This window comes from Cupriavidus sp. CP313, from assembly GCF_054072015.1.
The window spans coordinates 180092-192996 of record NZ_JBSVZB010000015.1 but is presented as its reverse complement, the minus strand read 5'-3'; the positions used below and the strand labels follow the sequence as shown (position 1 = coordinate 192996).

Sequence of the window (12905 nt, the reverse complement as noted above, 5' to 3'; positions counted from 1 at the left end):
GCATGGTAGGAATGCAGCGGCCATTCGCATGTCGAGTCGTGTTTAGCTGCACTGCGCCCTTCATGGCGGAGTGCTTTTCAACAGCCTGCTAAGAGACCATGTGGAACGCAATCAGCGATGTCGGCGATGCCGCATTGACGCTACCAGTCGCCATTTCATGCGCAGTCTGGCTGGGAATATCAGCTCCGCGCCTGGCCATCCGCTGGATACTGCTTCTGTCGGCCGGCATGGCACTCACCGGCATCACTAAAGTCCTGTACGCGGGATGCGGGTTCGAGATTTCCTCGATCGGATTTCGCATGATCAGCGGGCATACCACCCTGTCGACCGCTGTCTGGACCGTCGCCATCGCACTCCTTTCCCGGGGCATGGGAGGCAACGCGGGCATCGGCGCCATCGCCGGCTTGCTTGTCGGCCTGCTGACTGCTGTCGCCAGGGTCTTCGATCACGCGCACACGGTTCCCGAAGTCATCGCGGGCTGGCTTTTGGGCGCTGCCATCGGCGCGCTCTTTGTTCGCGCTTTCACGCGCTCTGAATTCAGACCATTTCGACCGGTTGCCGCCGCTGCTGCGCTCATCCTCGTCACCACCGCGGCGTATGGAAATCACGCGCCCTTCCAAAGCATGATCGAGGCACATTCACGAGGTCTGTGCGCACGTGCATTCCCCGCAGTTTCGGCCGCACGCTAACATCAAGTGGGGAGGGATTTCGGGGTCGGAACTATTCGCTTGCAGTCCCTTACTCAGGGGGGATCTGCGCACCCTACGAGTAGGTAGAATCAGGTTGCAGCGCACAATAAAACAGGGATGCGCTTCGCTCTGGGTCAACCTCACCGGTAAGCCGCGATGCTCTATTTGCTAGCGTTCGTCGCCTTCGAGGCGGCATGGTTCGTTCCATTCCGCATTGTGTTCAGGTCTGCGCGATTCAGCGCGCTATATGCCTATCTTTCCTTGATCCCGATTCTTGGGCCGCTGATCTGTATCTGGATACTCGCCGCGCGACCATGGCCGCTCAAGAGCAAGGTTGTGCGCACGTATTCCTGAAAGGGAAAGCCCCCAAAGGCGCCTTGGCGAAGGGGAAGCCGCTGTTGCGGAGGACCTGGACTTCAGCGCCAGGAAGAAGGTGCCGAGATAGGCCAGCTCAAATCGTCGCCCGCATGCTTTAGCGCCTGCATTACACGAAATTCCGACAACTGCTCGAGGCGAAATGCCAGCGGGCTAGCATCGAACTGCGCCGACGGATCAGGGAGATGCCCAAGCCGATCATTGATGACGAGTTGTGGAAGCTGATTGAACCACTAAACATTCAGAAGGAACACCGGATATGGACAACCGCGTTACCAAGGCCGTCTTCCCCGTCGCGGGACTGGGCACCCGCTTCCTCCCCGCCACCAAGGCGAGCCCGAAGGAAATGCTGCCGGTCGTGGACAAGCCGCTGATCCAGTACGCCGTGGAAGAAGCCATAGCCGCCGGCATTACCGAGATGATCTTTGTCACGGGCCGCTCCAAGCGCGCCATCGAGGACCATTTCGACAAGGCCTACGAACTGGAAGTGGAGCTCGAGGCCAAGAACAAGCAGGCGCTGCTGAACGCGGTCCGTTCTATCAAGCCGGCCAACGTCGAGTGCTTCTACGTGCGCCAGCCCGAAGCACTTGGCCTGGGCCACGCGGTGCTGTGCGCGGCCAAGCTGGTGGGCGACGCGCCTTTTGCCATCATGCTGGCCGACGACCTGATCGACGGCCATCCGCCGGTGATGAAGCAGATGGTCGACATCTACAACCACTACAACTGCTCGGTGCTGGGGGTGGAAGAGATCGCGCCGGAGCAGAGCCGCTCCTATGGCGTAGTCGACGGACGCGAATGGGACGAGGGCGTCATCAAGATGTCCGGCATCGTGGAAAAGCCCGCGCCGCAAGATGCCCCCTCCAACCTGGGCGTGGTCGGCCGCTATATCCTGACGCCGCGCATCTTCGACCACCTGCGCGAGCTGAAGCCCGGTGCCGGCGGCGAGTTCCAGCTGACCGACGGGATCCAGTCCCTGCTAAGCCAGGAGCAGGTGCTGGCCTATCGCTACCAGGGCCGCCGCTATGACTGCGGCAGCAAGCTGGGCTACCTGAAGGCGACCGTGGAGTTCGCGCTGAAGCACCAGGAAGTCGGCGCCGACTTCCGCAGCTACCTGGAGCAGCATGGCCATCATCCGGCAGACAGCGTGGTTGCCTGACAAAGCTGCCTGCCATTGAGTTGGTGAGGGGGCACCCCTCAACCCTCTCACACCACCGTCCGTGCGGTTCCACATACGGCGGTTCACAAACAAAACTGCAAGCGCCGCTGTGTATCTAGCGGCGATGCCAGCCCCAAACAATCACGATTCGATACAAAGGGCGCGCGGATCCCGGTCTGCTTCTGCAGCTTCTTCGGAAACACGGCCACTCTTCAGGCGGCTGTGCATAGCCTCGCATTGCTTCAACATCGTTGCGCTGGGCTCCTCTGTAGGGCTGGCAATGCCGGCCTCAGTGGCAACGCGCAGATATGCTTGCCGGAAGACTACGGCCACGGTAACGATGAGCGTACCGATGCCCAAGGCTCGAACTGCAAGCCGGGTGTATTGCGACATAGCGAAATTGGCTTGGTGATCAACAGGAATCAACACTACTACTTGACCACGCTACACGCGCCTCCAAGCCATTCTATGTCTGTTGAAAGAGAAGGACCGAGTCTGGATCTCGAATTCAGAACCCAGAGAATCGGATGCCGATCGAGCCGTAACCGTAGTACCGGTCCAGCTTGCCAGCGGTCGTGGCGTTGTACAGGAACGGGATGGTGCCGACGAAGTTGTACAGCGACGCCTGTCCGCGCAGGAACACTTCCACGTTCTTCACTACCGCATACGATAGCTCCAGCCCCAGCGTATGGTTCGAGCGAATCGGCGAGTAGCCATAGGTTTTCGCGCGGCTATCGACATTGCTGCGCAGCAGGTATTGGAACTGGTAGCCCAGCCGCGCGGAAAAGTTCTCGTACTTCCAGCGCCATGAGCCGCCCAGGTTCAGGTAGCCGGCGGTGTAGTTGAAATCGTCGTTGAAATTGATCCCGAACTGGCTGGCATCGACTGCGAACGAGGCCGACTGGAGGGTGCCGTTGCCCGCGGTGCACGGCGCGGCCAGCGAGCCATTGGCGATATTGTCAGAGCCGATGGCGACGTTGAAACTGCAATTGCCCCGCTGCAGGCGCGTATTGATGCTGTCGATGGTCACGCGGCTGAGTCCGAGCCCGATGAAGCCCGTGAGCTGGTTGCGCTCGGTCAGCTCGCCCGAGAAGATGACGTCGGCCTGGGCCTGGACGTCATTCGCGCCCTTCACCGTGAGGCTGTTGAAGGTCGTGTTGCGAACCGTGACCGGCGACGAGCGGTCCAGGCTGCCGGAGTGGTCTCCCCATAGCGCGAAGCGCACCATGACGCGATCGCGAGCGCCGGGTTCGGCCAGCGGGTCATAGTGCAGCGCCAGCATCCAGCTATCGATCTTGTTGTGGTCCTGTCCGTAATCGATACCGCGGCGCCAGTAGGTGGCCGAAGCTGACACGTACGGCGAGAACTTGTAGCCCAGCATCAGCTTGCCACCGCTATAGTCGCCGGCGTTTTCCGACACGGGGCCCTGCCGCCCGCGCAGATTGAAGATGTCTACGGTGCTATTGACCATGTCGTAACTGGCCTCCACCCGCACCGAGGTGAACTCGCCCGTGGCGGGCTCGGCCTGCATGAACACATCGTCCGGAGCGGCGCTGGCCGCGCCCGCGCACGACAGGCCCAGCATCAGGGCGCAGGCTTTCTCCAGCCGGCGCTTGCGAAACAGCTGCATAAGTAACTCCGAGGCCGCGGGGCAAGCCTCATTCGTGGCGCGTCCCCAGGGACTCGACGCAGACACAAAAAGAACCCGGCCACCCATGGCATTGCCCTGAGGCATGCGTCCGGATGACCGGGGGCATGGCCTTCCCCATACTGGCGGAAGGCAGCACTACGCGCCGGTCACGGGTTGAGCGTAACCGTAGTCTTGAAGCCGTCGCCGGTCACCTTGGCCGCGTCAGTCTTCACCGTCGCGGTCTTGACGTTCTCCACGTTGCCGTCCACCAGCGCACCCAGCTTCACGTCCCTGCCGCTAATACCTGTCAGCGCAAGCGTCACGGGGAACGTGCTGACCGACTTCGGCGTGAGGGCGTCAATCTGCGCCTGGCTCAGCGAGCCGGCAGACTTCAGCTTGCCGAGGAACACCGTGAACGGCAGGTTCAGCGAGCCGCCGTTGGTGCTGTCGAACAGATTGTCCGCCACGCCATTGGTCAGGGTTGCGGCAGCGGACTGGTTGCCGCTGATCTGGAACGAATAGGTCGTGTTGGCCGGCACCACCGCATTCACCAGTTGCGTCCCGTTGAACGTCAGCGTCACGTTCTCGATGATGACGTTGACCTCGTTGCCGCCGTAGGTATAGCTCAGGCCGGCGCGCACTTGCGACGGGCCGCCATTGAACGGATCACCATTCTGCGTCAGCGCGACCTTGATCGAGCTCAGCGTGCCGCCCGTGACCGAGATCGTGTCGGTGATCGGGTAAGCCTGGCCGTTGATCGTCAGGTTGGACAGCTGGACGTAGTTGGTCAGCTTGACCGCGTTCGCCACGTTGTTGATCGCGGTGCTGTCCACCGCGCTGCCCAGGTTCGAGGCTGCCTGCTGGATCTCGGCGGTATTGCCGGTCGACACGGCGTCGCCGAGCGCTGCCAGCTTGGACGCGTTCGACGCATCGGTCAGCGCGGTCGGCGTCACGGCCTTGACCAGCGCCGTGGTCGTCGTGGTCTGTGTGCTCTCGGTCACGACGTTGATCGATCCGCTCGCCTTCAGCTGCGACAACGTATCGGCCGGGCTGCTGCTCAGCTCGATGTCGTCCAGCGCCGTGCTCACGCTCGACACCTGGCTCGTGATCAGCGGGGCGGCCAGTGCGGCCACGTTGGCTGCCACGGCGGCAATGTTCGACTGCAGGCTCGCGGGCAGGCCGCTCTGGGCGTTCTGCACAGCGCCAGACACCACGGTCGTCACCAGCGCGCTGCTGGTCAGGTCAGCCGTGCCCGACGCATTGGCCACGGCGCTGGCGACCGCCTTGGCAGCCGCTGCGGCCGCAGCCTCGGCGGTCAGCGTGCCACCCGTGGCCAGGCCCGTCAGCGTCTTGGCGACCTGGTCGACCAGCTGCTGTACCACGACCGCCGCCCTGAGCGTGGCTGCGTCCTGCATCGGGTCCAGCGTGGCCAGGTCCTTGCCTGCCAGGCCGAGCTTCGCCGCCAGTGCAGCGGCCTGGGTCGGGCCGAGTTGCGCCACCAGCGTGGTCAGCGGCGAGATCACCGGTGTCACGCCCTCCTTGTATGTCACCGCCGGTGCCTGCAGCACCCCGGTGAACGGCTGGTTAGTACCGATATCGGTACCGCCGGTCACCTTGAGCGCGCTCGTGGTGCAACCGGCCGGGAAGGTGAAGTCGCCGGTTGCATTCGTCGTCGTGGTCTTGTTGCTGCAATCGAGGAAGGTGACCGTCGCGCCAGAGAGGTAGAAGTCCACCGCCTTGCCGCTCACGGTGACAGACGGCTGGGACGGGGTGGGCGAATCGTCGCCGCCACCGCAAGCAACGAGCGTTGCCGCGGCGGCAGCCATGATGCCGAGGGTGAAAATGTTCCGGGTTTTGGTTTGCACGCTTCTCTCTCCTGAGATCGATACTTCGGTACGTCGATACATGGTGGGTAATCCTGCGACGGAATACTGCCGCACACAGTCTCCGGCGCCCTACGCTGCCCTGTCGTGCCACGCTTCGGCTCGCAAGCGGTTTTTTGCTGCAGCAGCTTGCAGATCGCGCCAGCACACAGATAAACAAATCCCCTAATCGGTGTCACCCCTACTTGGCGGGGGATAGCCTGTCCTTGCGCGCAGCCCCGTAAGCCGCACTGCGGCATTGCCGACGCGCGCTCGCCGTGACTCACTACATCCTTACTAACAGGCGTCTGCACCAGAGCAGAGCGCAGGAAAATCGCCCGGTCCCAGCCAGCCGGCAATGTACTGCCCCATCGCGTCAAGCAACACGTCAGACGTCAGTCCCGCTGCGCCGGCCAGTGCCGGGCAGATGATCCACGTGGTGCCGTCGTGCTCCAGCACGCGCAGGGTCTTGGGCAAGTCAGCGGGCTGCAGGATGTGGTCGGCGCCGCGCACATTCCCGAGAGCGAACGCCTGCACGAAATCGTCGGCGTGGCGCTCGCCCAGGCATACCACCACCTTTGGCTTCCAGAGCCTGCGGATCCTGTCGATGAAGGCGAAGCGCTGACCGTCGCGGCAAAGCTCGAGGTAACGCTGCCTGGGCACAAGCTCCGGCTGGCCGCGGAATGCCGTCGACCACGGTGTCTGGTTAATCAGCCGCGCTGGCAGCGGAAACAGGCTGAGCTTGAACTCCGCGCCGTGCGGCGCGTACAGATGATGGTCGAAGTAATGCTTCCAGTCCCGCTCGCCCAGGGGCGTGTTGAAGAAATGTGCGCGCGCTGCAGCCATGATCCTTGCAATCTTCTGGTGAGACTGCCAGCGCTCCATGTGGTCGCGGTGCTTGTGGCGGTACGCAGCGTCCCACGCACTGGCTTGCGCGTGCGGAACCAGCGGCGCCACCATCGACACCGCCCTCGGATGCGGTGAACTGTCACAAAACCATACTGGCGCGTCCGGATTTCCGCCTTCCATCCCTACATACGACGCGAAATACTCTTCCAACTGTTCACGCGTAAACACTGTATTCGGTTCTTTTTTCATGCCTCTACCGCGTGGGTGAGTAAAGGATGCCAAAAGGCTGAGCCCCCGCTCAGCGATTTGTTGCACCACACAAACTAGGCAGCGGCCGGATTCTGCGCGCGAATCAGCGTGTTTTCTCCCCCCATTCGAGGGATACGTTGTCATCTCGTTTCCCTTCGTAAGCGGGGTAACGTTCAACGCAATATCACGGCAATTACGCGCGCGAGGCCTCAATAAACTCGTAGCAAGTCAAGCTACAAGCGTGCCCGCCTGTCACACGTACGTCGTGCGTTTGGGTTAAAGTCGCCTCGTGTGCCAATCTTCTGTACCGTCTGGTAACAGCCAGCAAGCTTCGCGCCATCAATCGTGTCAAACGTCACTGCCCCACCGCGCCACCCTGCCCACCTCACGCGTGCCGAACCCGAACGCTTGCCGCACAGCCACTTCGATGTAGGTGCCGATGGCCCGCAGGCCGCCAGGGGGCAGATACTTGCGTGGCGACAACGCGTTGGGCACGTCATGGACCTGGAAGTCACGCGCGACAGCCTCCTTGCGCCCTTCCACGCAGCCATCGACCGCTACCTGATCGCGGACATGTCTTTCACGGATTGCCGCTGTGACGCCGTCACGCTGCAACGCAGCCTCGCGCGTATCTCGACTGACGCGGCACGGCATCACGCGATACAGGTCTTCGTCGAAGGCAGCGCCGGCGTAGTGGTGGGTGAGCGCCGCAATCCGCAGCCGCGCCACGGAGGTATTCTGCTGACGGACCTTGGGCAGCCGATTGAGATGCGGCGCGAGGCAACACGCGCGCTCTCATTCTTCGTCCCGCGCATAACGATGGAAGACATTTTCATGGAAGCCGAGGCCGCGCACGGACGTATCGTGGAGACCGACACACCACTGAGCCGACTGGCCATCGCACACGCCGTCGCGCTCAGTCGCGATCTGCCAACCATGACACCCGAGTCCGCCGTGCACGCCATGAACACCGGCGTGGAGCTGCTGGTCGGGGCCCTGCGGCGAGGCGTGGGCCTGGACGGCAGCACTCGCGCCGCGGTGCGCAGCGCCGTACTGGCACGCGCCCGTCGGCTGATAGACGCCGATCCCGGCCAGGCCGGACTGTCGCCCACCAGGCTGCTGTCAAAGCTGGAAATCTCGCGAGCCACCCTTTACCGCTTGTTCGAACCCGAAGGCGGCGTGCAAGCCTATATCCGCAAGAGCCGGCTGCGGGCTGCCGCGCAGGACCTGGTGCGCTACCCTCACCTGGCCGTCAACGACATCGCCTACGGGCTGGGCTTCAACAGCCCGTCCGACTTTACGCGCGCATTCCGACGCACCCTCGGCATGTCACCGCGCGACCTGCGGGCCTACGCCACCGACGCCGGCAACCGTGCCTTCTGGCAAGCCGCGAACGCAGTCCAGGGCAAGGATTATCAGCAATGGATGCAGCGTCATGCCGCGTGATGACACCGCGGCCGCAGTGGCCAAACGGTGTCACACCGAGGCTTCGGTCTCTTCCTGTCGGTGCCGATCGGGCTCTTCTGGCCGCATCTGGAAATCGGCGATCGTCAGCCACTGGCTGATGAAGTGCCCCATTGCATTCAACAGGACGTCCGATCCCAGGCCGGCAGCGCCGGCCACCGCGGGACAGATAATCAAGTGCGTGCCCTGGTCCTGGTAGACGCGCAGTACCCGCGCCTGGTCGGCCGGCTTCAGCATATGCTCGGTGCACGGCAGGCCGCGCATGCCAAACGCGTGCAGGTAGTCATCCTCGTGACGCTCGCCCAGGCAGATCACCACCTTGGGGCGCTGGCGCCGGCGCAATGTCTCGATGAAGCGGAAGCGCCCGCCGTTGCGGCACAGTGACAGGTAGTTGACCTTGGGATTGAGCTCGGGCTGCTGACCATGCAGCCGCTTCCAGGGCAGCCCGTTGTCCGCGCGAATCGGCAACGGAAACAGGCTCAGCTTGAATTCCCAGCCGCGCGCACGGTAGAGATACTCGGCAAGATAGCGCTGCCAGCTGCAGTTATCGCGCCGGGCGAACAACACCATTTCCCAGGCGGCCGACATGATGCGCGCGATGCGCTGGTGCGTCTGCCACCTTGCCATATCGTGTGCGCGATCGACACGAAAGTGCGCGTCCCAGGCGCTCGGCACTCGCTGCGGGGCCAGCGGCGCCGCCAGCGGCAAGCCCACCGTGGTAGGTACATGATCGCAAATCCAGACCGCTGCCGCCGGGTTGCCCCCCTCCATGCCCACGAAGGAAGAAAAATAGGCGTCCAGCTCATCGCGGGTAAAAACGTTCCCTTTCATGTCTTGCTGCATCCTGCTGAAGATTGCCGTGACACCGGCTTGAGATCGGCACTACCGCGTTGCGCGCAATGCCGACGCAAGACTTTAGCCGTGGCGGCCCCTCGCACTTGACCATGTGTCTCAAAACGGAAGAGAGCGACGTAAAGGTGCCACACAAACATCGCCCCACTTTCCCTTCTTATGCAGGGTACCGACGGGTCACGCTGCACCGCACTATTCGCACCAGAAACACGAAGCACACCGGCGCCACCAGCGCGCTGGCAGGAAGAGAGCGTTGCAGTTCCATGGACGGCACTCAAGGATGCGGCCAGTGGCCGGTCACTAGCTGACCGCAGCCACGCCATGGAACCGACTGCCGCAAGGCAGTCCCGCACGACTCTGCTTTGTCCGCGCCAAGAGCATGCACACCAAGATGCATGCCAGCGACGAGCCTGGCCGCCACTGTGCACGGCCTGCAAGTTCGGAGGAGAAAAAAGGGCATGGGCACTCGCTTGAGCGCCCATTACGCGAACGCTTCGGGGGAAGCAATGGGTGTCTATCGCGATATGTTTGCCAGGCATCACGATCAGCTCGCGCTGATGGTTCGCCTGCTCGACGCCGGCGCCATCTGGCTTGCGGCAATACTGGCCAGCGAAGTCCGCTTTGCCAGCGCGCACGCGCCGATCCACCTGTTCGTGCAGTATTTCGGCTGCGCGATCGCCTTCATCGTGTTGCCCGGGTTCGACCTCTACAGCTCATGGCGTGGCCGCAGCCTGTTCTCGCTCGCCACGCGCCTGCTGTCCGCCTGGAGCCTGGTCTGGCTGATCAGCATTCTGCTGACCTACCTGCTGCACCAGGCCGACTCCCTCTCCCGCTTGTGGATGGTTTACTGGTACGCCTTCTCGCTGGCCGGTCTGCTGGGCCTGCGCGTGGCCAGCCGCGTCGTGCTCAACCTGTTGCGCATCACCGGCGCCAACAGCAAGCGCGTGCTCATCGTTGGCTATGGCCGTACCGGACAGGAGATGTACCGCCGCGCGACCGCCAGCCACGCCACCGGATTCAAAGTCAGCGGCATCTACGCCCCCGAAGGCGAGCCCACGCCAGAAGGACGCCGGCGCATCACCGATAGCGCCCAAATCCCCGAGTTCGCACGCGATCAAGGGATCGATGAGATCTGGCTGACCCTGCCGATGAGCGAGTTCCGCTTGATGCAGGAGATCAACTTCTCCCTGCGCAATGACTTCATCGACATCAAGTGGATGCCGAGCGTGCTCGACTTCGACCTGCTCAACCACAACGTCGGCAACTTCCTCGGCATGCCCGCGGTGGAAATGAACAGACCGCCCGCGCTCGGCGTGCGCGGCACGATCAAGGCCATCTTCGACCGCACCTTTGCCGCGCTCGTCCTCATCGCCCTGTCGCCGCTGTTCCTGATCATTGGCGTCCTGATCAAGCGCGACTCCCCGGGCCCCGTCTTTTTCAAGCAGGAGCGCCTCGGCATGGACGGCCGCGTCATCCACGTCTACAAGTTCCGCAGCATGAAGGTCCACGCCGAGCATGGCACCGTCACGCAAGCCACCAAAGGCGACAGCCGCATCACGCCGATCGGCGCCTTCCTGCGCCGCACCAGTCTGGACGAACTGCCGCAGTTCATCAATGTGCTCAAGGGCGAGATGAGCGTGGTAGGCCCGCGGCCGCACGCAATGGCGCATAACAATATGTACAAGGAGCAGTTGGACTTCTACATGATGCGCCACCGCGTCAAGCCCGGCATCACGGGCTGGGCCCAGATCAACGGCTATCGCGGCGAGACCGACACCCTGGACAAGATGGCCAAGCGGGTGGAGCACGACATCTTCTATATCCGGAACTGGTCGTTCTGGATGGATGTGAGGATTATTTTCTGGACGGCGTTCAAGGGGTGGACGGGGCGGAATGCGTATTGACCTGTCGCGTCCGAGCGCCGAAGCTACAGCGCTGTTCACGCCGCGGGGCAGGCTATGCCTCGCGGCCGCCATCGCGTTCTTCCTGACCATGCTTGCGGTGGGCAGCATCCCCGGCAAGGCGCAGGCGCTCAACCGGGAGTACGGCGACAAGCTGATGCACCTGTGCGCGTACGCCTACCTGGCCGGCACGATCTTCCTGGCATTTTCGCGGTACCTGGCCGTCATCACGCTGGCTAGCGTTGCCATGCTGGGCGGCCTGGACGAAATCATCCAGGGCTTCTTTCCATACCGCTCGTCCAACCTGGCGGACCTGCTCACTGACCTGACGGCAGCGTTAGCCGCCATTGCCGTGCTCTCGCTGGTAAACGCATTCGTAAACGCAATGGCGCGCAAAGACGCCGGCGCTTCATATCGATCTCCTCCTCCCTCGGACTGCGCACATGAAGATCACCATCATCGGTAGTGGTTATGTAGGCCTTGTTACCGGCACCTGCCTGGCTGAGCTCGGCAACGATGTCCTTTGCCTGGATCTTGACGCCACCAAGATAGAGATGCTCAACGCCGGCGAAGTCCCCATCTACGAACCCGGGCTGAAAGAACTCATCGCGCGCAATCATGCCGCCGGCCGCCTGCGCTTCACCAGCGACATCGAAACTAGTGTCGGCTTTGGCGATATCCAGTTCATCGCCGTGGGCACCCCGCCGGACGAAGACGGCTCCGCCGATCTGCGCTACGTCGTCTCCGCCGCCCGCAATATCGGGCGATACATGACCACGCCGAAGATCGTGGTGGACAAGTCGACCGTACCGGTCGGTACCGGGGCCAGGGTCAGGGAATGCATCGCCGCGCAACTGCAGGAACGCGGCCTGACGGCGCTCGACTTTGCCGTGGTCTCCAACCCCGAGTTCCTCAAGGAAGGCGCCGCGATCGAAGATTTCATGCGCCCGGACCGGATCGTCATCGGCACCGAGCCCGGTGTCGCCGGACTAAAAGCGCGGGAAATCATGCGCTCCCTGTATGCACCTTTCACCCGAAACCATGACCGTATCCTCAACATGGATATCGCGTCGGCCGAGTTCACCAAGTACGCCGCCAACGCCATGTTGGCCACCCGTATCTCGTTCATGAACGAACTGGCCAACCTTGCGGACGTGGTTGGGGCAGATATCGAACTGGTGCGCCAGGGAATTGGTTCCGACCCGCGGATTGGATATGGCTTCCTTTACGCCGGCACGGGATACGGCGGATCCTGTTTCCCCAAAGATGTGCAAGCCCTCAAGCGCACCGCCGACGAGTACGGCCAGACACCGCGCATCCTGGCTGCGGTGGAAGCCGTCAACGACGACCAGAAGCACATCCTGGTCCGGAAGATCGTTTCGCATTACGGCGAGGACCTCTCCGGCCTGACCTTCGCCCTCTGGGGGCTAGCGTTCAAGCCCAACACCGACGACATGCGCGCGGCGCCGAGCCGCGTGGTCATCAAGGAACTGCTGGCACGTGGCGCCAGGGTGCAGGCTTTCGACCCGGTGGCGATGGAAGAAGCAAAGAAAGCTATCCAGAGCGATCTGGCGACTCAGCCCGGGGCGATTGGGCGTGTGCGCATTGTGGCCGACCAGGCATCGGCACTGACTGGTGCGGATGCGCTGGTCGTCGTGACGGAATGGAAGTCGTTCCGATCCCCGGATTTTGCGGCAATCAAGGCGGCGCTGAAAGCGCCCGTTATTTTCGATGGCCGAAATCTATACGAACCGGACGAGCTTGAGAAGCTCCGGTTCAGCTATTACGCGATTGGCCGCCGGAACTCCAGCGCCAATGACGCCTTCGTACAGAATGCTGCCGCAGCAGTTTCCCGCCAATACTCCCGGGCGCAGTAAG

Annotated in this window: 12 protein-coding genes; 6 read left to right on the top strand and 6 right to left on the bottom strand. The window is 62.7% G+C overall.

All coding sequences use genetic code 11. The annotated features are described in order from the left end of the window. Nucleotides 1–98 precede the first annotated feature (98 nt). Entirely contained in the window at nt 99–689 is a 591-nt protein-coding gene (locus ACW4E8_RS21050) for a phosphatase PAP2 family protein (protein ID WP_456806302.1), read from the top strand. A 634-nt stretch (nt 690–1323) separates the two neighbouring features. Beyond that, nucleotides 1324–2220 carry a UTP--glucose-1-phosphate uridylyltransferase GalU gene (gene galU / locus ACW4E8_RS21045; protein WP_456806301.1) on the top strand — a complete coding sequence of 299 codons (897 nt, stop codon included), beginning with the start codon at nt 1324–1326 and terminating at the stop codon, nt 2218–2220. A 141-nt stretch (nt 2221–2361) separates the two neighbouring features. Here galU and ACW4E8_RS21040 read toward each other — a convergent pair whose 3' ends face one another. The 5 genes from ACW4E8_RS21040 to ACW4E8_RS21020 form a co-directional block, all read right to left on the bottom strand. Continuing rightward, nucleotides 2362–2646, bottom strand: coding sequence for a hypothetical protein (locus tag ACW4E8_RS21040; protein WP_456806300.1), 285 nt, complete (start codon nt 2644–2646; stop codon nt 2362–2364). An 82-nt stretch (nt 2647–2728) separates the two neighbouring features. After that, nucleotides 2729–3850: a hypothetical protein gene (locus ACW4E8_RS21035; RefSeq protein ID WP_456806299.1), complete on the bottom strand. Its 1122-nt coding sequence runs from the start codon at nt 3848–3850 to the stop codon at nt 2729–2731. A 167-nt stretch (nt 3851–4017) separates the two neighbouring features. Beyond that, complete coding sequence (locus ACW4E8_RS21030) at nt 4018–5715, bottom strand: hypothetical protein (RefSeq protein ID WP_456806298.1); 1698 nt, start codon at nt 5713–5715, stop codon at nt 4018–4020. Nucleotides 5716–6009: 294 nt separating this feature from the next. Beyond that, nucleotides 6010–6810 carry a transcriptional regulator gene (locus tag ACW4E8_RS21025; RefSeq protein ID WP_456806314.1) on the bottom strand — a complete coding sequence of 267 codons (801 nt, stop codon included), beginning with the start codon at nt 6808–6810 and terminating at the stop codon, nt 6010–6012. A gap of 348 nt (nt 6811–7158) precedes the next feature. Then, entirely contained in the window at nt 7159–7539 is a 381-nt protein-coding gene (locus tag ACW4E8_RS21020) for a hypothetical protein (RefSeq protein WP_456806297.1), read from the bottom strand. Nucleotides 7540–7629: 90 nt separating this feature from the next. On the opposite strand from ACW4E8_RS21020, the gene ACW4E8_RS21015 reads away from it, so the two are divergent. Continuing rightward, entirely contained in the window at nt 7630–8256 is a 627-nt protein-coding gene (locus ACW4E8_RS21015; protein ID WP_456806296.1) for a helix-turn-helix transcriptional regulator, read from the top strand. A gap of 30 nt (nt 8257–8286) precedes the next feature. On the opposite strand, the gene ACW4E8_RS21010 is transcribed toward ACW4E8_RS21015, so the two are convergent. Beyond that, entirely contained in the window at nt 8287–9105 is an 819-nt protein-coding gene (locus tag ACW4E8_RS21010; protein WP_456806295.1) for a transcriptional regulator, read from the bottom strand. A gap of 545 nt (nt 9106–9650) precedes the next feature. On the opposite strand from ACW4E8_RS21010, the gene ACW4E8_RS21005 reads away from it, so the two are divergent. From ACW4E8_RS21005 to ACW4E8_RS20995, 3 genes are read left to right on the top strand one after another with little or no spacing between them, the layout of a single operon-like run. Then, the gene (locus ACW4E8_RS21005) at nt 9651–11030 is read left to right on the top strand and encodes an undecaprenyl-phosphate glucose phosphotransferase (protein WP_456806313.1); all 1380 of its coding nucleotides are present in this window, start codon (nt 9651–9653) and stop codon (nt 11028–11030) included. Then, nucleotides 11020–11493, top strand: coding sequence for a VanZ family protein (locus tag ACW4E8_RS21000; protein ID WP_456806294.1), 474 nt, complete (start codon nt 11020–11022; stop codon nt 11491–11493). Before ACW4E8_RS21005 ends, ACW4E8_RS21000 begins: the two co-directional genes overlap by 11 nt. Further along, nucleotides 11471–12904 (top strand): UDP-glucose dehydrogenase family protein, encoded by a 1434-nt coding sequence (locus ACW4E8_RS20995; RefSeq protein WP_456806293.1) that lies wholly within the window; start codon nt 11471–11473, stop codon nt 12902–12904. The genes ACW4E8_RS21000 and ACW4E8_RS20995 overlap by 23 nt, the downstream gene beginning before the upstream one ends. The last annotated feature ends 1 nt before the right edge of the window (nt 12905 follow it).